The following is a 21,130-nucleotide window of genomic DNA, read 5'->3' on the forward strand; positions in this document are numbered from 1 at the left end:
CTGCCGGTCGTCTGGTAGGCGCAGGCGAGGTTGTTGCGTGAGGTAAGGGTGCTGGGGTGGTGGGGTCCCAGGAGGTCTTCGAAGTCTTTGAGGTTTTGCTCGTACAGGGTAATGGCTTCCTCAAGTTTGCCCGCGTCGTGGTAGGCGCAGGCGAGGTTGTTGCATGAGGCCAGGGTATGGGGATGGTTGGGGCCCAAGGTATCGCACGCCTGAGTGACGGAGTCAGTGAGGGTAAGGGCCAGTTGTGGCATTCCAAGGTTGGTTGCGTACCGCAATGTTGTTGCGAGCGTTAAAACGAAAGTCGGACCAGAAAATAGCGGATAAGAGTAGTCTTGTGAAGCGACTGAACGTATTTGTTCGACAAGATTGCGTGTCTCTCGTCGCTGCTGTTCAAAATTGTCTAATCGTTCGATGTCGATACTGTTGAGAAGTGTCGTTGCGTACGTGCTTGCTTCGTCAAACTTCCTCTGGTTGCTCAGGTAGGTTTCTCGGTAAACTTGCCCTTGGAGGCGGTGAATGATGATCTTGTCACCGTTGGTGGATTCTTGAAAGATGGATGCTCTCTTCAGGAATGACAGGGTGTCTCGAACTGCGTCGGAGTCATCGTGGAGCTCGAGGAGCCAGTGGGTTGGCACTCCGGAAGCGACAAGAAGGGAGAGTGTGTCGAGGAGTGATATAGCGATCCTCTCCTGCCGAGGATGTTTCTTTCTGAGTTGCTCTAAGACCTGCTCGTACGCCATAAACAGTGCGACCCCGACGGCATCCGGGTAGTCATCGCCCTCGAGACGACTAATGCTTGACTCGAGCGGGTGATTGCTCAGTCTTTCGAGGTACTCAGATAAGGTGTATTCACCCCATTTTGCTGTCGCAGCGGCTTGAGCTATGGCAACAGGCAAGTCACCGAGTGCTTCCGCGATCTGGTCTGCCGCCTCGCGATGAGTGTCACCACTGCGTTCGCAGAGGAGAGCGATTGACTGCTCGCGATCGAAGACGCCAACCTTAATCGGCAACCATCCCAAACTGTCCCAGTCGAGGTAGCGTGTGGTGGTGACAACGACTCGGACTCTGTTGCCCTCAGGGGTAAAACCCTTCAGGTCGTCGAGATTCTCCACGTTGTCGAAGACGAAGAGGCGGTCCGTCGCATCTGCTGAGCGTAGCTGATCCAGGAAGCGCCGAATAATAGTCTCCGGAGGGATGTCTTTCGGTGCATCGATACCGATGCGCAGTGCGAGCTCGTAGAGATCGGCAACTAGTTCCGTACGCGAGGCGGCATTGATCCACGCGACGATGGGCCAGCCCTCGTCTTCACACTTGGCGGCAACTGCAGCGGCCAGCTGAGTCTTGCCGCTTCCTCGCATCCCCGTCAGGACTGTCTTTGGTTCAGCGTGAGTGAAAACAGCATCGAAGAGCTCATCCTGCCCCTCCCGCTTGACGAAGCCTGCGGTGACCGTGGGGCGGCTGCCGAAGCGAATCCGCGTGGGTGAGGCAGATTGTCTGTGCGGGATCGCGCTATGGATCTTCTTGATGCCCGTAGCCATCGTCCCCAATAGCTCGTGAGTCTCTGCTTGCCCCTCCAACAGTCGTTCCTGCCCGGCAAGTAGTTGCTCCTGGCCTGCGAGCAGTTGTTTGTGTGCGGCAATGTCAAAGCTGGGTGAGCCTGGCGCGAGATGGGTGAACTCTTCGGCGACGATGTGGGTCAGGTCGTTGAAGAAGGGTTCGGCTGCTGCCTCGACGTTCCGACGGCGGCCGGCTGTCCGTTGCCGGAGGTACGCTTCGAAGGCGTCCGGGTGGAGCACTGCCTCGATGACTGTGTCGTCGTCTTCGCTGATTTCCTTGAGTGCCACCTCCATCTCGGTGACGGCTCCAGCTAACGCGGAATGGTCAACCTTTTGGTACCGCTCGTTGGCGTTATCCACCTGTTTCTGAAGCTGGGCCTTGATGGACGCCTCCAACCGATTCTCCTCGCCACCTCGTGCCTGCAGCAAGCCCCGCATACTGCGCCAAGCGTTAAGTACGTCGTCAGGCAGAGACGCCGCGCTGCTCCACGAAGGATCTACGGCCACTGCGGCTCCGCGCATAAGCAGCCCGGCGATGCTGGCAGACAGGACAGCGAAGGAGAGGGGATCGGCCATGCTGCTATCGTACAAGCGGTCAGCGGTACCGAATCAGAATTCTCACGGCGTCCCGAAGAGCTTCCTCGCCTCCTCGGTTCTTCCCGCGGCAAGGTAGGCATTGGCGAGGTGATTACGGGTGCTGAGGGTGCGGGGGTGGTGAGGTCCCAGAAAGTAGGTGCAGTCGGTGAGAGCCTGCTCGAACAGGGGGATGGCCTCACTGAGCCTGCCGGCTGCCTGGTAGGCGCCAGCGAGATTGTTACGCGTGTTGAGGGTGTCGGGATGGTGAGGTCCCAGAATGTAGGTGTGGTCGGTGAGCGCCTGTTCGAAGAGGGGGATGGCCTCGTGGAGCCTGCCGGCTGCCTGGTATGCGCCAGCGAGATTGTTGCGCGAGGTGAGAGTCCGGGGGTGGTGGGCACCCAGAATGCGGGCGGAGTCGTCAAGGGTCTGCTGGAGCAGAGGGATGGCCTGATCGAGTCTGCCGGCTGCCTGGTATGCACCGGCGAGATTGCCGCGCGAGGCCAAAGTGTCGCGGTGGTCGGGCCCCAGAACGCGAGTGCGGTCTTCGAGGTTCTGCTGGAGCAGAGGGATGGCCTGATCGAGTTTGCCGGCTGCCTGGTATGCACCGGCGAGATTGCCGCGCGAGGCCAAGGTTTCAGGGTGTTCGGGGCCCAGGATGCGGATGAAGTCGGTGAGATTCTGTTCGAACAGGGCGATGGCCTCGTCGAGTCTGCTGGCCGCCTGGTACGCGCCGGCGAGCTTGTCCCGCCAGGCCAAGGTTTCAGGGTGTTCGGGGCCCAGGATGCGGATGAAGTCGGTGAGGTTCCGCTCGAACAGGGCGATGGCCTCGTCGAGCCTGCCCGCATCCTGGTAGGCACAGGCGAGGTTGCCGCGCGAGGTGAGAGTGTCAAGGTGATCGGGACCCGCGAGACGGGTGAAGTCGGTGAGGTTCCGCTCGAACAGGGGGATGGCTTCGTCGAGCCTGCCCGCATCCCGGTAGGTGCCGGCGAGATGGTCGCGTGAAGTGAGGGTGCGGGGGTCGTGGGGGCCCAGGATGCGGATGGAGGCCTCGAGGTTATCCCCGAACAGACGGATGGCTTCGTCGAGCCTGCCTGCTTCCCGGTAGGCGCCGGCCAGGTTACCGCGCGAGGTGAGAGTGACAGGGTGAGCAGGTCCCAGGGTGCGGCTGCGGTCCTCGAGGTTCTGCTCGAAGAGGGGGATGGCCTGATCGAGTTTGCCGGCTGCCTGGTAGGCGCTGGCGAGCGTGCTACGTGAGGTGAAGGTGTCGGGGCGGTCAGGGCCCAGAATGCGGATGAAGTCAGCGAGGTTCTGCTCGAACAGAGGGATGGCTTCGTCCAGTCTGCCCGTATCCCGGTAGGCGCCAGCGAGACTGTGGCGTGAGGTCAAAGTTTCAGGGTGGTCGAGGCCCAGGGTGCGGGTGCGGTCTTCGAGGTTCTGCTCGAAAAGGGAGATGGCCTCGTGGAGCCTCCCGGCTGCCTGGTACGCGCCGGCGAGGTTGCCGCGCGAGGCCAAGGTCTCAGGATGGTCGGGACCCGCGAGACGTACGAAGTCGGTGAGGTTCTGCTCGAAGAGGGGAATGGCTTCGTCGAGTCTGCCCGCATCCCGGTAGGCGCCGGCGAGCGTGCTGCGCGAGGCCAAGGTTTCAGGATGGTCGAGGCCCAAGGTGCGAGCGACGGCGTCGAGGTTCTCCTTGTACAGGGTGATCGCTTCGTCGAGCCTGCCCGCATCCCGGTAGGTAGCGGCGAGGCTGAGACGTGCGGCCGAGGCGCCGGAGCTGCCGGGGCCCATGATTCGCATGGCGTCTGCGAGGATCTGCTTTTTCAGGGTGATGGCCTCGTCGAATCTACCCGCTTCCCGGTAGGCGCCGGCGAGTTCGTCGCGTGCGGTGAGGGTGCAGCGGTGGTCGGGGCCCAAGACGCGGCTGCGGCCGCTGAGAACCTGCTCGTACAGGGTGATGGCCTCGTCGAGTCTTCCCGCTTCCCGGTAGGCGCCGGCGAGGTTGAGACGTGCGGTCAGGGTGCTGGGGTGGTCAGGGCCCAGGATGCGGATGGAGTCCTCGAGGGTCTGCTCGTACAGGGCGATGGCCTTGTCGAGCCTGCCGCTCGCCCGGTAGGTGCCGGCGAGGTTGTTGCGTGAAGCCAGGGTGTCGGGGTGGTGGGGGCCCAAGGCGTCGCAGGCCTGGGTCACGGAGTCAGTGAGACAAAGGGCTAGCTGCGACATCCCAAGGCTGGTCGCGTAGTGCAGCGTCTCGGCGAGCTTTAAAGACACTCGTGGCTCAGAAAATAATGAATGAGAGTAGTCCTGTGATGTGACTGAGAGCAGCTGATCGATGAGATAGTGGATCTCGTGTCTCCGCTGTTCAACATTCTCTAGGCGGTCTACGTCCATCCCGCTGAGAACTGTTGCGGCGCACGTACGAGCCTCACCGAGCTTCTTCTGGTCATTCAGGTAGGTTTCCCGGTACGCGTGTCCCTGGAGGCGGTGAATAACGGTCTTCTGGCCGTCGTTGGATTCATGGATGATGGAAGCACTCGTCAGGAAAGACAGGGTGTCTCGTACTGCGTCGGAGTCGCCGTCGAGCCTCAAGAGCCAGTGAGTCGGCACTCCGGAAGCGGCCAGGAGGGACAGTGCGCCGAGGAGCGATACGGCGATCCTCTCCTGCTGAGGGTGCGTGGTTCTGAGCTGCTCCAAGACCTGTTCATAGGCCATGAGCAGTACGATGCCGACGGCGTCGGGGCAGCTGGCGCCCTCGAGGCGACCCATGCGTGACTCGAGCGGGTGATGACTCAGCCTGTCAAGGTAGCCGGATAAGGCATATCTACCCTGTTGTGCTGTCGCGGCGGCTTGGGTGATGGCGACGGGCACGTCGCCCAGCGCATCCGCGATCCGGTCAGCAACTTCGCGGCGAGTGTCGCCAGTGCGCTCGCACAGGAGAGAGATCGACTGCTCCCGATTGAAGGTGCCGACCGTCAACCGCAGCCACCCCAGGCCGTCCCAATCGAGGTGGCGCGGGGTGGTGATGAGGGTCCGGACTCCAGCGCCCTCGGGGATGAGGTCTCTCAGGTCGTCCGGATTCTCCACGTTGTCGAAGACGAAGAGGCGGTCCGCTGCCTCTGCTGAGCGCAGCCGATCCAGGAGGCGCCGAACAATGACCTCCAGAGGGATGTTCTTTGGTGCGTCGATACCGATCCGCAGCGCGAGCTCGTAGAGACCGGCAAGGATCTCCTTGCGGGAGGCCGCATGAATCCACGCGACCAGGGGCCAGCCCTCCTCCTCGCACCTGGCCGCAACCGCAGCAGCCAGCTGAGTCTTGCCGCTTCCCCGCATCCCCGTCAGAACCGTGCGAGGCTCCACGCGAGTGAAGACGGCGTCGAAGAGCTCATCCTGTTCCTGCCGCTTGACGAAACCTGCGGCGATCATCGGTCGACTTCCGAAGCGAATTCGCGTGGGAGAAGCGGATGGGTGGCGTGTGGTCATACTACGGATCTCCCCGATGTCCTTAGACGTCGTTCTCAGTGGCTCGTGAGTCTGTGCTTACCCCAGGGGGTGGCCATGCCGCCTATCGTACAAGTGGACGGAAATGCAGAAGCAGGATTCGTAAGGCGTCAGAGTTCGATGCTGAGGAATGCAGAAATCGCGTGGGGCAACGGAAAAACCATTGCCCCACGCGAAGAACGTTGCTGCCGGTGAATCGGTGTCGATGAAAAGGACTCCGTCAGGCGGCGATGGTGCCGGCGGAGACCAGGGCGATGATGATGAGGCCCAGCAGCACGCGGTAGACGAGGAAGGACGTGAACTTGTTGGAGGACACGAAGCGCAGCAGCCAGGCGATGGTCGCGTAGGCCACGATGCCGGAGACGATGGTCGCGATAATGGTGGGTGTCCAGCCTACGGTGTCGCTGATGGTGCCAGCCTCAGTCACGGCTTCCAGCAGCCCGGCCGCGACCAGGGACGGGATACCCATGAAGAAGGACAGGCGCGTAGCCGTCACCCGGTCGAACTTGAGGAAGAGACCGGCGGAGATCGTCGCCCCGGAGCGGGAGATGCCGGGGAAGACCGGTGAGAGGGCCTGGAACGCACCGATGATGAGGGCGTCCTTGACGGTCACGTCCTTCATGCCCTTGGTGAGGTTCTGCTGGCGGTCGGCCAGCCACATGGCCCCCGACCACAGAATGAGGGCCCCGGCGATCACCCACAGGGAGCGGACCGGCCCCTCGATGAAGTCCTTGAACAGCAGCCCGACGGCCGCCACCGGGATGGACCCCAGGATGATGCCCCAGCCGAGCGTGTAGTCGGGGTCCTGGCGGGCCTGCCTGTTGCTCAGGCCCTTGATCCAGGCGGTGATGATCCGGACGATGTCGGCCCAGAAGTAGACGATGGCCGCGAGGATCGCACCCACCTGGATGACGGCGGTGAAGGCGGTCGTGCCCGCGGAGTTGATCTCGTAGCCGAGCAGCTTCTCGACGATGTTGAGGTGCCCGGTGGAGGACACAGGGAGGAACTCGGTGATGCCCTCGACGATGCCGAGGAGGACGGCGTGCAGCCAGTTCAAAGGGACTCCTGGGGTGGACGGATGGTGGACTCACGGCAGGTTACCGGCGCAAGGGAAGGGGAAACGTCCAGATGGCTGTGGTACCCGCCGCAGCGGTGGACGGCTCGATCATGGGCGACGTCGGGTCAAAGGCCCAATTCTACAGCCGCGTATGAGTTTGTATCCCTTTTATAACGTTGGATGCGTGGCAAGTCCAGCCCGTGTGATCCCGGCGTGTGGCTAGCCCTTGGTCGGGGTGTTCTGAGGCGCGTGGAATGTGCTGAGTTGACCCCTCGAAGGCGCTGTCTGCTCCAACGGGGTCGTGCCATGCCGTGAAGATGGTCTTATCCCCGCCAACACTGTGCGCAGCCACCTCGAAAAGTGCTCTGGCTCACTTTTGTGCGCTTTATATCTTTTAGATCTTTTATAACTTCGGGGCGCGTTGAGGTCCAGTGACGGGAGGTGAAGGCTCGGACGGCTGTGGCGGCGAACTCAGTCCGTCTCGGCGCCCAGGTGGCTCAGGGCGACGTCGTGCAGCAGCGAGTTCGTGGCCACCGCGTTACCCCCGAAGGGCCCGGGCTCGCCGTCGAGGGAGGTGAAGCGCCCGCCCGCCTCGGTGACCACGGGCACGAGCGCGGCCATGTCGTAGAGCTCGAGCTCTGGCTCGGCCGCCAGGTCCACGGCTCCCTCGGCCACCAGCATGTAGGACCAGAAGTCCCCGTAGGCGCGGGTGCGCCAGCACGACTGCATGAGCGCCAGCATCCCGCGCAGCCGCTTGATCTGCGCCCACCCCGACAGCGAGGAGTAGGACATCGAGGCCCGGGTGAGGTCGTCGACGCCGGACACCGACATCCGCCGCGCCGAGCTCAGCGAGCGTCCGGTCCAGGCCCCGCCGCCGGAGACGGCCCACCAGCGCCTTCCCAGCGCGGGGGCCGAGACCAGTCCGACGACGCACTGGCCGTCCTCGATGAGGCCGATGAGCGTGGCCCACACGGGCACGCCCCGCACGAAGTTCTTGGTCCCGTCGATCGGGTCGATGACCCACTGGCGCGAGGAGTGCCCGGTGGTGGGCAGCTCCTCGCCCAGGACGGAGTCGCGCCCGCGCGCCCGCCCCAGCTGCTCGCGGATGACGCGCTCGGCCTCCCGGTCGGCCTCGGTGACCGGCGTGAGGTCCGGCTTGGTCTCCACCGTGAAGTTGCCGGCGTCGAAGCGGGCCTGGGTGAGGCTGTCCACCTTGTTGGCGATCGTGTGCGCCAAGTGCAGGTCGTCGCGCCAGCGCCGCTGCTTGTCCGGGGGCGCCGTCGTGGTGGGCGGAGCCGCCTCCGGCGAGGGCGCCGCGGGAGGCGCCGGGAAGACGGGGCGTTGCGGGCGGGGAGTCTCGCTCATGACACCACGGTAGCGGGGGAGTGGGCTCGGGGAAGTCCCACGGCCGCCGGGCGTGCCACTCTCCGGGCGCCTCGCGACCGCGGCGAATCGTTATCGAATCTTGAGATTCCGGGGGGTGGGCGGCCGGATGAGGGAATGTCGATTTCTGCCGTAAAATTGCAGAAGAACGGCGTCGGACATCATGTGATCAGGCGGCCACGATTTGGCTGCCTGTTACTGGTTCGTTACGCTGACAGGCATGACCCAACTCGGGAGACTCTATGCAGCATAATGCCGCTTTTACCAGGGACGACGTCGTCACAGCCGCCCTCGAGATTGGTGTGGACCGGTTCACCATGGGCAAGGTGGCGCGCCGACTGGGGGTGAGTACGGCCGATCTGGGACGTACTGTCAGCTCGCGCGACGACCTGCTGGTGGCCTGTCTCGAGCGCGTCTCCGCTGACGTCACGCTGCCGTCCGCGGGCCTGCGCTGGCCGGACTACCTGCGTCAGCTCTCCGACTCGCTGTGGGACGTGCTCGACGCCAACCCCGGCCTGGACCACACCCTCATCGACCTGGCCTGGGCCTACGTGCCCTTCATGTCCGTGGCCAAGCGAGCCCACCAAGCCCTGGTCTCGGGCGGTCTGCGCAGTGAAGACGCCTACCTGGCGCTCAACTACACCCTGTCGACGGTCCTGACCTCCCACCAGCAGGCGGCCGCCATGGCCGAGACGATCGAGTCCGAGCATCAGCCGGGCCGCCGCGAGCGCGGCATCGACATCGCCACCCGCATGTGGGACGAGCGCTTCGGAGATTCGGGCGCCGCCCTCGGCATGCGCCGGTCGCACCAGCTGCACGGCGGCGACGACGCCGACCGCGTCCCCTTCCGCCCCAAGGAGTCCTGGCTGGACCGCGGTGCGATGGCCCCCAAGTTGGAGGTCATCATCGGCGGCTTCTCCAGCCTCAGCAACGTCCTGTCCTCCGGCGCCGGGGGCGACGGCGCCTCGCGTGGTCCATCCCCCGCATCGCAGTCCAACGACACCAGGGAGTCCTCCGTGAACACTCTCGTTCTCGTCTTCCACCCCAACATCTCCGAGTCGCGGGTCAACAAGGCCCTCGGGGCCACGGCGGAGTCGCTCGGCGGCAACATCACCGTGCGCTACATGTACGACATCTACCCCGACTTCAACATCGATGTGGCCACCGAGCAGGCCGCCCTGCTGGGCGCCGACCGCATCGTCCTGCAGTACCCCATGTACTGGCTCTCCTGCCCGCCGCTGCTCAAGAAGTGGCTCGACGACGTCCTCACCTTCGGCTGGGCCTACGGCTCGACCGGCACCGCCCTGCACGGCAAGGAGCTGCTCCTGGCCGTCAGCGTCGGCGGCGCCGGCAGCGCCTACGGCCGCGAGGGCGCGCACATCTACACGATCCACGAATTCCTGCGCCCCATGCAGGGCACCTCGCGCGTCATCGGAACCAAGTACGCCGTGCCCTTCCTGTCGGTGGGCGCCCTGGAGATCACCGACGAGGCCATCGCCCGGCGCGCACAAGACTACGCCGCGGTCCTCCAGACCGCCGAGCTGCCGATGCTCGACATCTTCGGCTGAGGCGCTGCCCGCCCCTGAGCCTGTTGGGTCCCCGTCGGCCAGATTGCCGGCGGGGACCGCGCGCGTCTATCGAGCGCACCGTAGGATTCCGGCATGGTTGAGATCATCGCTTACCGGCCACAGCAGCGCCAGGAGCTGCTGGACCTGTCCCTGCGCGCCTGGGCCCCGGTGTTCCCACTCATGGAGCAGGACGTGCCCGCCTTCGTCTACCGATCCTTCTACCCCGAGGGCTGGCGGCGACGACAGGCTGCGGATCTTGCTGAGGTCCTCGACGGCGAGCCCGAGAGCGTCGACGTCGCTGTCCTCGACGATCGCCCGGTGGGCTGGGTGTGCACCCGCCTGCACTCGGAGGACAGGATGGGTGAGGTCTACATCGTCGTCGTCGACCCCGACTACCAGCGCCGCGGCATCGGCCGGGCCCTCATGAACCACTCCATGGAACGGGCCAGGGCCGCCGGGATGGCCATGGTGATGGTGGAGACCGGTGGGGACCGCGGACACGCACCTGCCCGCGCCACCTATGAGGATCTCGGCTTCCGGCGCTGGCCGGTGGCCCGCTACTTCAAGGACCTGGCCGACGGCGACTGAGCCGATACTGCACCGATCCTGCGGACTCGATGAGAAGGGGCCCAGAACCATGTGACGGTTCTGGGCCCCTTGACGATGATCGGGTCGCGTCTCCCGTCAGCCGCGGCGATCCAGAGTCGGAAGGTCGGCGGACTCCAGAACGGCCGCGTAGTCCTCGACCCGCTGAGCCAGGGCCTCATCGGTGATGGTGAGGGTCCCGGTGGTGGTGAAGGGCTCGAGGTAGGTCATCTGGACCATGTTCGCCGTCGCCTGGAGCGGGCGCAGCAGCTCAGTGAGCGTGTAGCCGTAGGAGCCGTCGTGGCTGTAGTCATCGCCGGGACCGCCCGTGCTGACGGCCACCAGCAGCTCCTTGCCGGCCAGTGCCTTGCCGGTCGAGCCGTAGGCCCAGCCGTAGAGGAACACGTCGTCCTCCCACTGCTTGAGCAGGGCGGGGGTGGAGTACCAGTACATGGGGAACTGGAGGACGACCCGGTCGGCGGCCTCCAGGGCGGCCTGCTCGGCGGCGACGTCGACCTTCTGATCCGGGTAGATGTCGTACATGTAGCGCACGGTGACGTCGTCACCGAGGGTTTCGGCCTTGGCGGCCAGGGGGCGGTTGGCGCGTGAGGCGGACATGTCGGGGTGGAAGACGAGAACGAGGGTCTTCATGAACGCTCCTGCTTTCAGATGGTGATCGTGGACGGCGCGTCGCTCGGTCGGAAGACGCCGACGACGTCGTGCCCTCCCGTTCGATGCTACGCACCGTCGGCGCGGTGCGGGCGCGAATCGGGGTCAGGGCTCCAGGAGCACCTTGATGGCGCGGCGTTCGTCCATGGCCTTATAGGCCTCGGGGGCCTCCTCCAGGGGCAGGCGCAGGGTGAAGACCTTGCCGGGATCGATCTCGCGCTTGAGGATGCGGTCGATGAGGTCGGGCAGGAAGCGGCGCACGGGGGCGGGGCCGCCCAGCATGTTGATCTCAGCGAAGAAGAGCTGGTCCCCAGGCAGGGAGACACCGTGGGCCACACCCACGTAGCCCAGGTGCCCGCCGGGGCGGCAGGAGGCGATGGCCTGCATCATCGAGGTCTGGTTGCCCACGGCCTCGACGACGCCGTGCGCGCCGTAGCCGCCGGTGAGCTCTTTGACCTTCGCCGCGCCCTCGTCGCCGCGTTCGGCGATGATGACGTCGGCGCCGAACTCGCGGGCCAGGGCGGCCCGGTCCTCGTGGCGGGAGAAGGCGATGACTTTCTCGGCGCCCAGGGTCTTGGCGGCCAGCACTGCGGACAGGCCCACGGCGCCGTCGCCGACCACCGCGATGGTCTTGCCGGGGCTGGCCTGGGCGGCCACGGCCCCGAACCAGCCGGTGCCCAGGACGTCGGAGGCGGCCAGTAGCGAGGCGATGATCTCGGGGTCCTCAGGCCTGCCGCCGGGGACGACGACAAGGGTTCCGTCGGCCAGGGCCACGCGCGTGTACTCGGCCTGCGTGTCGCCGATGAAGCCGCCGTTGGCGCAGCGCGACTGGTAGCCGTCCTCGCAGATCTCGCAGGTGTTGTCGCTCAGGCAGAAGGAGCCGACGACGAAGTCGCCGACCTTGACGTTCTTGACCTCGTCGCCGACCTCGACGACGGTGCCCACGTACTCGTGGCCCATGGGCCGGGCCTTCTCCAGGGGCTGGATGCCCCGGTAGGGCCACAGGTCAGAGCCGCACACGCAGGCGGCCTCGAGCTTGATGACGGCGTCGGTGGGTTCGATGACGCGGGGCACCTCGCGGTCCTCGACGCGCACGTCACCGGCGGCGTGCATGATGACACCGCGCATTGTGGTGGGCAGGGCGGGAGCAGAAGCAGTCACAAGCAGTCCTCACATCAGTGCGGGTTGATATGTGAAGACTAAACGCGCGCCTCGCCGCGGGTCCACCGCCTGCCGGGTTCTGTCAGGTCCCCCAGCGGGACTGCGGGGCGCCGGTCTCGGCTTGAGGACTCGGCGTATTCGGCCCGAGCATGGGCGAAGACCGGCGCCGGCGAGCGGCAGTGATGAGCGCAGATGGCCGCGAATGATCGCGCTCGGCCGAAGTCCGGACAAGCCCGGGAAGGCGCTACTGCACCTGCTCGTGCCCGTCATTCGACGTCGTCGCACCGGCCCCGCGCGGAAGGGGCAGCACCAGCGGGGTCCCGGTGAGCGGGTCGGAGATGACCCGGACCGCCAGGCCGAAGACCTCCTCGACCATCTCTGCGGTGACGACCTCCTCGGGCCGCCCGTGGGCCAGGATGCTGCCGGCGCGCATGGCGATCACCTCGTCGCCGTAGCGGCAGGCCTGGTTGAGGTCGTGGAGCACCGCCACGATCGTGGTGCCCAGTTCGGAGTTCAGGTCTCGGCACAGCTCGAGCAGATCCACCTGGTGGGCCAGGTCCAGGTAGGTGGTGGGCTCGTCGAGCAGGAGGATGTCGGTGCGCTGGGCCAGCGCCATGGCCACCCACACCCGCTGGCGCTGCCCGCCGGAGAGGGAGGACACGTGCCGGTTGGCCAGGCCGACGACGTCGGTGCGCTCCATGGCCTCGGTGACGGCCGCGTCGTCGTCGGGCGACCACTGGTGCAGGAGCGACTGATAGGGGTAGCGGCCGCGCGCCACCAGCTCATGGACCGTGATCCCGGGCGGGGCGATCGATGATTGGGCGAGCATGCCCACTCGCCGGGCCAGCTTCTTGGGGGCCAGGGTGGCAATGTCGCGGCCGTCGAGGACCACCTGGCCGGCGCCCGGGGAGAGGACCCGGCTCATGGCGCGCAGCAGCGTGGACTTCCCGCACGCGTTGGGGCCCACGATCATCGTCACCGCGCCCGGGGTGATGGCCGTGCTCAGGTTCTCGATGACGGGGTGGCTGGGATGGTAGGCCAGGGAGATCCCTCGGACGCCCAGGCCCGTGGCGGGGGCCTGGGCGTCCGAAGGCGCCTCCGTTGAGACGGAAGTGGGCACGGATTACTTCTTCTTCGACAGCGTGTCCGTGACCGTGGTCATGACGAGCCGTGCCGCGGTGGGGCCGGCGTTGAGGAAGAAGGCGTCGTCGTCGACGCGCACAGCGTGCTTGTCGTTGACGGCCTTGAGCCCCGCCCACAGGGGCATGGCGGTCAGCTCGGTGTTGTTCTTGTCCTGGTCCTTCTCATCCTTCGGGGTCTTCTGCGCCCCGTAGAGGATCCAATCGGCCTCGGCGTCGGCAAGGGTTTCGGAGTCGATGTCCTTGTTGCCGTTGTCGGTGAACTTCTGGGTGTCGGGACGGGCGACGCCCATATCGGACAGGACCGATCCCGCCAGGGAGACCGCCCCAAAGATGCGGAGCTTGTCGCTGGTCTTGCGCAGCAGCGAGACGGTGGGGTTGCCGTCGATCTTCTCACCGGACTTCGCGGCATCGGCCTCGTAGGTCTCGATCCACTTCTTGGCCGTGTCCGGCTTGCCCAGGGCGTCGGCCACGAGCAGGAAGTCCTGCTTCCATGCCTCGCTCTTGCCCTGGGTGACCACCGTCGGCGCCACAGCGGACAGGGAGGAGTAGAGGGCGTCGATATCGTCCTTGCCGGCCTGGTTGACGAGGATGAGGTCCGGGGAGAGGTTGCCGATGTCCTCCACGCTGGGGGATTTGCGCGAGCCGACGTCGGTGATGGAGCCCAATTGGTCGGCGTGATCCGGGAAAGCCTTCTTGAGGTACTCCGGGACCGTCTCAGCGCCGTCGCCCTTGGTGGAGCCGATCGGCACGATGCCCAGGGTCAGGGCGACGTCGAGCTGGCCGGTGGACAGGATGACGACCCTGCTGGGGGCCGCCGGGATCTCCGTGCTGCCCTTGAAGTGGACGACCGTGCGGGGGAAGACGCCGTCGGCCTGGCCCGAGCCCTTGCCGTCGGGCATGCCGGTGGGCACCGACGAGGTGGGCTTGACCTTGGCCGATGAGGCGGCACTGGAGCCGGTCTTCTTGCCGGAGGAGCAGGCGGCGAGGACGGGGACGGCGGCGGCAAGGCCCGCGAAGGCGAGAATGCTGCGGCGACGGTAGAACGATGTCATGGCCTTAGGCTAACCTCAGCCCTGCCTCATTAATCAAGAACTATCTTCAGAAAAGGTGGGCCCGTGGTCAATATCGCCTCGATGGCACTCCCCGGTACCGGGCGTGCAGTTGTGGAGGATGCTGCAGATGTCCTGGACTGCGGAGGTTTTGCGGGGCGCGTGAACGGGCCGACGTCGTGACCCCATGGTGGTCTGCTCGACGGCGCCGCCCCGGAGGTGAAGGGGGCGTTGGACTTCACGCCAGGGGTTCCACAGGGGTTCCGACGGGTGTCATCATCCTTGTTCTCACGGCACTGTGCGTGCTGCTGTGCCTGACGAGCCTGGCCATCGGGTCGCGCAGCCTGACGCTGGGGGAGTTGGCGAGCGCCTTCACGCCCGGGGAGAGATCGGTCGCCTCCATCATCGTGTGGCAGCTGCGGATGCCGCGGACAGCCCTGGCAGTCATGGTCGGCTCCTCGCTGGCCGTGGCCGGGGTCGTCATGCAGGGGCTGACCCGCAACCCTCTGGCCGAGCCCGGCATCCTAGGCGTCAACGCGGGGGCCTCCCTGGCGGTGGTCCTGTCGATGTCCCTGCTGGGGCTCACCGACGCCGGCGGCTTTCTCTGGTTCGCCTTCGCAGGCGCCGCCGTGGCAGCGTTCCTCGTTCACCTCATGGCGCGTCGTAGCGCCGAGGCTGGACCCGCCAGGCTCGTGCTGGCCGGCGTAGCGCTGGGAGCGAGCCTGCGCTCGATCACCGGGACCGTCACCATGTACGACTCCGTCACCTTCGACTCCTACCGCTTCTGGGTACTGGGCTCCCTGGCGGACCGGGACGTCGGGCTGCTGGTGTGGGTGGTTCCCTTCCTCGTCGTCGGCCTGGTGCTGGCCCTGGCCTCGGGGCTGACGCTCAACGCCCTGGCGCTGGGGGAGGAGCAGGCCAAGGCCCTCGGAGTGAGCCCGGGGCGGGCTCGGGCGCTGGCACTGACGTCGATCACCCTCCTGTGCGGGGCGTCGACGGCGGCGGTCGGGCCGATCTCCTTCATCGGGCTGGTGGTCCCGCACGTGCTGCGGCTGGCCCTGGGGGCCGACCAGCGCAAGCTGCTGGCGGTCTCCGTCGTCGCCGGCCCGGTGCTGCTCCTGACCGCCGACATCCTGGGCCGCGTCATCTTGGAGTCCGGTGAGATGGAGGCCGGCGTCGTGACCGCGTTCATCGGTGGGCCGGTGCTGCTGCTCATGGTGATCCAGCGCATGGGGGTGAGCGGGCGATGAGTCGGCCTCGGGGAGCCGGGGGCGGTTCGGCGTCGCCGGAGCGGGCGGTGCGGCTGGGCCCGCCGGCCTCTCAGCTGCGATATCCCCTGGGAGGCGCGAGGGTGTTCCTGGCCCACCGGCGGGCCGTGGTGGTGACGGTGCTGGTGCTGGTCGCCGCGGTGGCCGTGGTGGTCGCCTCGGTGCTGTTCGGCGCCTACAACATCTCCGCCGCCGACGCCCTGCACACTCTGGTGACGGGCTCCGGGAGCAGAATGGACCGCTTCTTCGTTCTGCATCAGCGGCTTCCGCGCGCGGTTGCGGCCGTGCTGGTGGGGGCGATGCTGGCGCTGTCGGGCGCGATCTTCCAGAGCCTGTCCCGTAATCCCCTGGGAAGTCCCGACATCGTCGGATTCACGACCGGCGCCTCCACCGGTGGGCTGTTCATGCTCCTGCTGGCGGCGTCGGCGAGTGACCTCCAGGTCTCGGTGGGCACGATTGTCGGTGGGTTTGTCACCGCAGCGGCGGTCGCCCTCATCTCGCGGCGTGGCGGCGTCGGTGGGGACAACCTGGTCCTGACCGGGATCGCCATCTCCGAGATGCTCTCAGCGGCCAACAACTACCTCATCTCCCAGGCGAGTCTCCCCAGCGCAGAGGCAGCCAAGGCCTGGCAGTACGGCTCCTTCAACGCGATCTCCTGGGGACAGGTCAGGCCCCTGGCCCTGGCGGCTGTGGTGCTGCTGGCCCAGGTTGTGTGGTTCGTGCGGCCGGCGGGCCTGCTGGAGATGGGCGACGACGCCGCGATGAGCCTGGGACTGCACGTCGGGCGAGTGCGCGGTGCGATGCTCGGCTACGGCGTCGTGCTGGCGGCGATATGCGTGGCGACTGCCGGTCCGATCGGTTTCATCGCCCTGGCCGCGCCGCAGCTGGCGCGCCGATTGAGCCGGTCGGCCGGGGTCACGATGATCGCCTCGGCGTCCATGGGGGCGCTGCTGCTGGGCGGGGCTGATTTCCTGGCGCAGCGCCTGCTCAGCCCCTTCCAGATCCCGGTGGGCCTGGTCAGCGCGGCGTTGGGCGGGCTCTACCTCGTCTGGCTGCTCATATTCTCCTCCGAGCGCGCCGGGCGGACCGGCTGAGGCCGCCGTCGGGCGACCGCCGGAGCCAGGCTGCTGCTCTTTTAAGAACTCGCATCACCCCACGCAGCTCACGGACCTCCGCCTTGAGTTTCGTGATTCTTAAGCCGACTCGGAGGCCTTCTGGCGGTCCTGGTCGGTGGCGTGCTCCTTCCTGTACCTTGCGACCCAGATGCCCACTTCTATGGGCCACAAGGTCGTAGGACTCGGCCACCTCTGCGATGGTGCGGTCCTTCATAGGACACTTCACGCACGCCCCGTGTCTAGCAGCTCCTCTGAGTACTTCGCCGCTGGCATGGTCTCCACCCATGTCTACTCACGGGAAGAAAATCTCCCCAAATCCGACAAACGCCAGGCACTCCACATACAGGCTGGCGACGTTAGTGGTGCAGCTCAAGCAGCTGCTCCAGAATGGACACCACCGCGCCGGGGCGTGAGGGGACGCGGACCGTCTGCCTCCTCGCCCTGACCTCTTCCAGGCCGTCCCCGACGATGACACCGATGTCTGCCGCGCGGATCATCGCTATGTCGTTGGCGTCGTTGCCTACCGCGACCCACGTGGAGACGGGCCGGTGGCGAAGGCCTGGTGCCTGCCCCATGACGGCTGTCCTTTCTGTGGTATCCGCCCTTCCCGAGGCGGCCGGCTCCTCCTCGCCGGTCGGCAGCCTCATACAGACGCTCTTGTCCACCCCTGCCGCGCAGACGTCGACCACGCCGTCCTCGTGTGGGTAGGCGACGACGCCGTCAAGACGCAGCCCCAGCAAGTCCTGGAGAGCGCCCGCGGGCTCCGGGCCGCCCGTCTCCTGCGCGCCGGCAGCCCTCGTACCCGGACCAGCCGCTCCCTGTAGCGGATCGGCAATCCTCTGCCTGATGATGTCCTGCCCCGCACGGCCCTGGTACCTCCTGCTGACGACCGTCACCTTGAGCACATCCTCAGTCGGGACCTGCGCCGGATCGGTGCACCACGTGCCATCCGGGTAGTCCCGCATGCGCTCCAGGCCGTCCCAGAGGCCCGGTGCCGTCTCGGAATCTTGGCTGCCCCTTCGCCGGGTCTCCTTCTCCGCCACTGTCCCTGGAGACGCAGCGAAATCTGAGACCGCTGCAGACGCCTCCCTTGACCGCGGCTCTGCAACAGGGACATGCCCTGCCAGTGCAGTGAAAGAGTGGCCCCGGTCCACGTAGAGGGGCATGCCCGCACGGAAGGCGGCGTCCACGACGGCGCGGACGTGATCCGCCCTCATGGGGTAGCGCCTCTCCTTGTCTCCTAGGCGCAAGAGAGCCCCGTTGAGGCAGACCGAGCCTTCCAGGCAGGTCACGGCGTCTCCCAGTACCTCGGTCATTCCTCGGGGCGCACGTGAGGTCGCCACGATGACCGATATGTCCTCACGTCCCGCGGCCCGCCTGAGAAAGGGGGTCAGCCGGGGATCGGCGACTCCGCCGAAGACGACGGTCCCGTCCAGGTCTGTCACCACGCCCACCGGGCTGCTCAGCATTGACCACGCATCCTTGCAATATCAGGAATAACCCTGCTCTGAAAGGTTGACCCATCACCTGGCGAGCAGGTCACGGGGACCCATTCTACGGCCTCGATCTCAGAGCGAGGGACCGGGTCGCCCACAATATCGCACATGTAGACGAATAGGGTGATCATCCTGCTCCGGTCGAAGATGGAGACATCTTCATAGGTACCGAAGTAGGTGGCCGACACCAACGAGACCCCGAGCTCCTCATCAAGCTCGCGGCCGAGGCAGGCGACATGCGACTCCCCTTTCTCCAGTTTGCCTCCAGGAGAAATGAGGTCGGTCGTACCGTGCTTGCGGACAAGCAGCACGCTATCCCCGCGGAGAACGACCGCAGCACACTTGACAACTGGCGAACTCTTTCCCATGTCACGCTTATCAAGTCGCACCCGCTCCCTCCCTCCTTGAGCGGCGAATGTAGTGCATGTTGAGGCCGACGATCGCCCCAATGACCACCGACCCACCTACGAGCGAAGCCGCCCCGGGATTCTCACGGAAGAACAGCCACACCCACACCGGGCCCAGCACTGTCTCCGCCAACACGAAGATTGCCACATGGTGCACGGGCAGGAGCTTCGGCCCAACGGATAAGCAGACCAGACCGACCGGCATGACCACGAAGCCCTCGGCTACCAGAGGCAGCCATGAGGAGGACTCGTCAGGAACCTTGACCCCGTGCAGAAGGGCGGCAGCGGTGAGTGCGCACAGCGCCCCACCGACCGCTGTGGTGAGGAAGGGGCTGGAGCGGCGTTTGGAGGAGCACACGAAGCCGCCGCTCATCGACACGGCAGCCAGCAGGGCCAGCAGTTCCCCCCGGCCTGCGGCGCTGGACAGCTGTGAAGCGAAGATGATCGTCATACCGGCCAGCGACGCCAGGATCGCCAGGACCGTCGGCCGGTCGATACTGGCCCGGAGAAACACTCGTCCCAGAATTGCCGACCATACCGGCATGGTCGCCATGATAAAGAGCGTGTTAGCGGCGGAAGTACTCTCGATGGAATACACGAATGCCACTGATGCTATCCCGAACATCAGCCCGTTACCCCAGGCAGCCCACTCGTTGTCCCAGCGTTGCTTTACCCCAGCAACGTGGCAGACCACTGCCGCCAGCACCATGGCAGCGCATATCAGCACACCGCGCCACAACGACAACACCCCGGCCGGCTGGTCTACAGCGCGGATGAGGGCTGCATCAAAAGACATGACCAGGACCCCGCCGAGCACCACCACCGCGCCCCGGACGTATCGGTTATCTAGCATTCCCGACATCTGATCAGTCCCTCCAGGTCACGGCAGAAGGCTTCAGTAGCATCGACCCAGGAATCATCCTTGCACCCCAGGCTCGAGTACGAGTAGCGAATGATTCCCTGACGCCTGAAGTACTTGGCGCTGGGTGGAAGTTCTCGTACCATCACGTTCGCGTCGCCTCCTCCTCTGGACATCTTTACCGCCGCCATAGGGAGTCCGCCGCCACCTCCCACGATCTCTAATCCCTCCGCGGCCGCCCAGTCGACAAGGTCTTGAGAGAACAGGAGCTGCGCCTTGTTCCAGACCTTTCCGCGTCTCATTCTATCAAGCGCCTGTTCAAGCAGATCAAGTGATGGGCAGCCGCCCTCAGTCAGTGACAAAAAACTCGCAATCGACGGCAGCTGTTGCCCTGTAACGGCATCTAGTATCACTATACCCAGCCCCGGTGCGAGCGCCAGATGCTTATGAAGCGGCGCAATTACGACTGTACCACTCGACACCAGTTCCTCGGTAAGGGAAGTGCCAAGAGACTGTGCTCCGTCCACGACAGAGGCTGTCGCGCCCCCTGGTTCACGGAAGCTGTTATCGACGCTAACGTCCACTGGGGCTACATGCGTATGAAAACCGACCCACCTGCCGTTGAGCACCTCTTCCATAGATCTGACTACCCCTTGATAGGGACCGTAGTGCCTCCATAGTGGACCTGCCCCTCTCAATCTTAAATTCTCTGCCATAATCCCCCCGAGCACCACAGCCAGGGCGGTAGAGGTGTTCGGGACAAAATGAATGCAGTTAGAGTCTACGCCTAGGTCGTGGCCTAGCATGTCAGCAAGAGCGCTCCGACTTCTGGAAGTATGTCCGTAATATGATTCTCTCGATCGGTCGCGACTCAAGAAAGGATTTAGTGAAGGATTTATTGAGGCTGGATCATTTGGCATACCTAGAACCCTCCAAGGAGGTGGAAGAGTTAACTTTACTGCCCTGAAGGAAGTCGATAATGTCGACAGCCTTGCGCTCCTTATCGCGCAAATACTGTAAAACAACTTCATCGCTCGGCGTGGTAAAACTGTCGGCGAATACCGACAGGCCCTCGAGTGATTTTGTGGACAACCCTAACTGTAATAACTTGTACTTAACGTCATCAGACGACTGCGCCCAGTCGTAGATGGGGCTCTCGTACGTGATTCCGTAACCCTTCATGAACTCCACAAAGTAGTCCTTGGCCACGGAACGCTGCTCCGGAAACTCCTTCTGGTAGACAGCGATACCGTCATTAACTATAGTAATGTCGTTCCGCTTGCAGTAGTCGATCACGTGGCAGTGTATCGCTATTTTCTCTCCCAGTAGTACAAGATTCTTCCTGTAGGTCAGGATGTCTTGTTCAAGGTCGGCAATAGCGAGAGAGCGGAAGCTTCCAGAAATATCTTGTTTGACGTGTCTCAGCATCAGTCCGCCAAAGCGGCTCCTCATCTCTCGCACCCGTACCTCAAGGACATCTCTGTGTAGAGAACATCCAGAATTTGCCGTGTACAGATGTACTGGGATACCTCTCAGCATCAGGGAGCAGGCTGCAAGAGTGCTATCGCGTCCACCCGTGAACATCACCAACTGTGCGTCGCTGCCAGCGTATTCTCCCAAGGTAATCTCCTTCTGTGTTTGCAACCAATTCATCGAGTCTCACCTCATGTGGAGCCCATCTGGATGCAAATGATTCGATCTACTTGTAGTTAAATTAACACACTCCCAAGAATGCTGCAATTCC

General features: G+C 64.8%; 17 protein-coding genes. 4 read left to right on the top strand and 13 right to left on the bottom strand.

Annotation, left to right across the window (positions count from 1 at the left end; all coding sequences use genetic code 11):
* From FK256_RS13510 to FK256_RS13525, 4 genes are all read right to left on the bottom strand, one after another.
* The coding region (locus FK256_RS13510) for a tetratricopeptide repeat protein (protein ID WP_141425106.1) at positions 1 to 2,132 on the bottom strand (2,132 nt) is incomplete at its 3' end.
* Positions 2,133 to 2,174: 42 nt separating this feature from the next.
* On the bottom strand, positions 2,175 to 5,552 hold the full coding sequence (locus FK256_RS13515) for a tetratricopeptide repeat protein (protein WP_141425107.1): 3,378 nt from the start codon (positions 5,550 to 5,552) through the stop codon (positions 2,175 to 2,177).
* A 295-nt stretch (positions 5,553 to 5,847) separates the two neighbouring features.
* Positions 5,848 to 6,684 (bottom strand): undecaprenyl-diphosphate phosphatase, encoded by an 837-nt coding sequence (locus FK256_RS13520; protein ID WP_141425108.1) that lies wholly within the window; start codon positions 6,682 to 6,684, stop codon positions 5,848 to 5,850.
* Between the two features lie 471 nt (positions 6,685 to 7,155).
* Positions 7,156 to 8,049, bottom strand: coding sequence for an inositol monophosphatase family protein (locus tag FK256_RS13525; protein WP_021605637.1), 894 nt, complete (start codon positions 8,047 to 8,049; stop codon positions 7,156 to 7,158).
* 260 nt (positions 8,050 to 8,309) lie between these two features.
* On the opposite strand from FK256_RS13525, the gene FK256_RS14830 reads away from it, so the two are divergent.
* Positions 8,310 to 9,635 carry an NAD(P)H-dependent oxidoreductase gene (locus tag FK256_RS14830; RefSeq protein WP_021609929.1) on the top strand — a complete coding sequence of 442 codons (1,326 nt, stop codon included), beginning with the start codon at positions 8,310 to 8,312 and terminating at the stop codon, positions 9,633 to 9,635.
* Positions 9,636 to 9,728: 93 nt separating this feature from the next.
* Positions 9,729 to 10,223, top strand: a complete 495-nt coding sequence (locus FK256_RS13535) for a GNAT family N-acetyltransferase (RefSeq protein ID WP_141425109.1) — start codon at positions 9,729 to 9,731, stop codon at positions 10,221 to 10,223.
* 96 nt (positions 10,224 to 10,319) lie between these two features.
* Here FK256_RS13535 and FK256_RS13540 read toward each other — a convergent pair whose 3' ends face one another.
* The 4 genes from FK256_RS13540 to FK256_RS13555 all read right to left on the bottom strand — a co-directional run bounded on the left by FK256_RS13540 (position 10,320) and on the right by FK256_RS13555 (position 14,244).
* Positions 10,320 to 10,871, bottom strand: coding sequence for an NAD(P)H-dependent oxidoreductase (locus tag FK256_RS13540; RefSeq protein WP_141425110.1), 552 nt, complete (start codon positions 10,869 to 10,871; stop codon positions 10,320 to 10,322).
* Positions 10,872 to 10,994: 123 nt separating this feature from the next.
* Positions 10,995 to 12,050 (bottom strand): zinc-dependent alcohol dehydrogenase family protein, encoded by a 1,056-nt coding sequence (locus FK256_RS13545; protein WP_244936465.1) that lies wholly within the window; start codon positions 12,048 to 12,050, stop codon positions 10,995 to 10,997.
* A 244-nt stretch (positions 12,051 to 12,294) separates the two neighbouring features.
* Positions 12,295 to 13,170 carry an ABC transporter ATP-binding protein gene (locus FK256_RS13550; protein WP_141425111.1) on the bottom strand — a complete coding sequence of 292 codons (876 nt, stop codon included), beginning with the start codon at positions 13,168 to 13,170 and terminating at the stop codon, positions 12,295 to 12,297.
* 3 nt (positions 13,171 to 13,173) lie between these two features.
* Positions 13,174 to 14,244 (bottom strand): ABC transporter substrate-binding protein, encoded by a 1,071-nt coding sequence (locus tag FK256_RS13555; RefSeq protein ID WP_141425112.1) that lies wholly within the window; start codon positions 14,242 to 14,244, stop codon positions 13,174 to 13,176.
* Between the two features lie 299 nt (positions 14,245 to 14,543).
* Between FK256_RS13555 and FK256_RS13560 the strand changes: the two genes are divergently transcribed.
* Together FK256_RS13560 and FK256_RS13565 are read left to right on the top strand one after the other, a co-directional pair.
* Positions 14,544 to 15,491: a FecCD family ABC transporter permease gene (locus FK256_RS13560; protein ID WP_141425113.1), complete on the top strand. Its 948-nt coding sequence runs from the start codon at positions 14,544 to 14,546 to the stop codon at positions 15,489 to 15,491.
* Positions 15,488 to 16,603, top strand: coding sequence for a FecCD family ABC transporter permease (locus FK256_RS13565; RefSeq protein ID WP_141425114.1), 1,116 nt, complete (start codon positions 15,488 to 15,490; stop codon positions 16,601 to 16,603). Before FK256_RS13560 ends, FK256_RS13565 begins: the two co-directional genes overlap by 4 nt.
* Positions 16,604 to 16,980: 377 nt before the next feature.
* Here FK256_RS13565 and FK256_RS13570 read toward each other — a convergent pair whose 3' ends face one another.
* The 5 genes from FK256_RS13570 to FK256_RS13590 are packed head-to-tail and all read right to left on the bottom strand — an operon-like array spanning position 16,981 to position 21,006.
* A complete protein-coding gene (locus tag FK256_RS13570; RefSeq protein WP_141425115.1) occupies positions 16,981 to 18,093 on the bottom strand; it encodes an HAD hydrolase family protein in 1,113 nt (370 codons plus the stop codon).
* Positions 18,087 to 18,509 (bottom strand): NUDIX hydrolase, encoded by a 423-nt coding sequence (locus FK256_RS13575; RefSeq protein WP_141425116.1) that lies wholly within the window; start codon positions 18,507 to 18,509, stop codon positions 18,087 to 18,089. Before FK256_RS13575 ends, FK256_RS13570 begins: the two co-directional genes overlap by 7 nt.
* On the bottom strand, positions 18,499 to 19,389 hold the full coding sequence (locus tag FK256_RS13580; protein ID WP_039893205.1) for a DMT family transporter: 891 nt from the start codon (positions 19,387 to 19,389) through the stop codon (positions 18,499 to 18,501). The genes FK256_RS13575 and FK256_RS13580 overlap by 11 nt, the downstream gene beginning before the upstream one ends.
* Positions 19,374 to 20,306: a DUF6024 family protein gene (locus FK256_RS13585; RefSeq protein ID WP_231382021.1), complete on the bottom strand. Its 933-nt coding sequence runs from the start codon at positions 20,304 to 20,306 to the stop codon at positions 19,374 to 19,376. Before FK256_RS13585 ends, FK256_RS13580 begins: the two co-directional genes overlap by 16 nt.
* A complete protein-coding gene (locus tag FK256_RS13590) occupies positions 20,296 to 21,006 on the bottom strand; it encodes an adenine nucleotide alpha hydrolase family protein (RefSeq protein ID WP_039893211.1) in 711 nt (236 codons plus the stop codon). Before FK256_RS13590 ends, FK256_RS13585 begins: the two co-directional genes overlap by 11 nt.
* Between the last annotated feature and the right edge of the window lie 124 nt (positions 21,007 to 21,130).

This window comes from Actinomyces johnsonii, from assembly GCF_006546835.1.
Classification (GTDB): Bacteria; Actinomycetota; Actinomycetes; order Actinomycetales; family Actinomycetaceae; genus Actinomyces; species Actinomyces johnsonii.

Excerpts from the sequence above, each read along its gene's own strand:
- FK256_RS13565 (WP_141425114.1), top strand. The coding sequence starts at position 15,488 with ATGAGTCGGCCTCGGGGAGCCGGGGGCGGTTCGGCGTCGCCGGAGCGG.
- FK256_RS13535 (WP_141425109.1), top strand. The coding sequence starts at position 9,729 with ATGGTTGAGATCATCGCTTACCGGCCACAGCAGCGCCAGGAGCTGCTG.
- FK256_RS13555 (WP_141425112.1), bottom strand. The coding sequence starts at position 14,244 with ATGACATCGTTCTACCGTCGCCGCAGCATTCTCGCCTTCGCGGGCCTT.
- FK256_RS13515 (WP_141425107.1), bottom strand. The coding sequence starts at position 5,552 with ATGATCGCCGCAGGTTTCGTCAAGCGGCAGGAACAGGATGAGCTCTTC.
- FK256_RS14830 (WP_021609929.1), top strand. The coding sequence starts at position 8,310 with ATGCAGCATAATGCCGCTTTTACCAGGGACGACGTCGTCACAGCCGCC.
- FK256_RS13540 (WP_141425110.1), bottom strand. The coding sequence starts at position 10,871 with ATGAAGACCCTCGTTCTCGTCTTCCACCCCGACATGTCCGCCTCACGC.
- FK256_RS13570 (WP_141425115.1), bottom strand. The coding sequence starts at position 18,093 with ATGCTGAGCAGCCCGGTGGGCGTGGTGACAGACCTGGACGGGACCGTC.
- FK256_RS13580 (WP_039893205.1), bottom strand. The coding sequence starts at position 19,389 with ATGTCGGGAATGCTAGATAACCGATACGTCCGGGGCGCGGTGGTGGTG.
- FK256_RS13525 (WP_021605637.1), bottom strand. The coding sequence starts at position 8,049 with ATGAGCGAGACTCCCCGCCCGCAACGCCCCGTCTTCCCGGCGCCTCCC.
- FK256_RS13585 (WP_231382021.1), bottom strand. The coding sequence starts at position 20,306 with ATGCCAAATGATCCAGCCTCAATAAATCCTTCACTAAATCCTTTCTTG.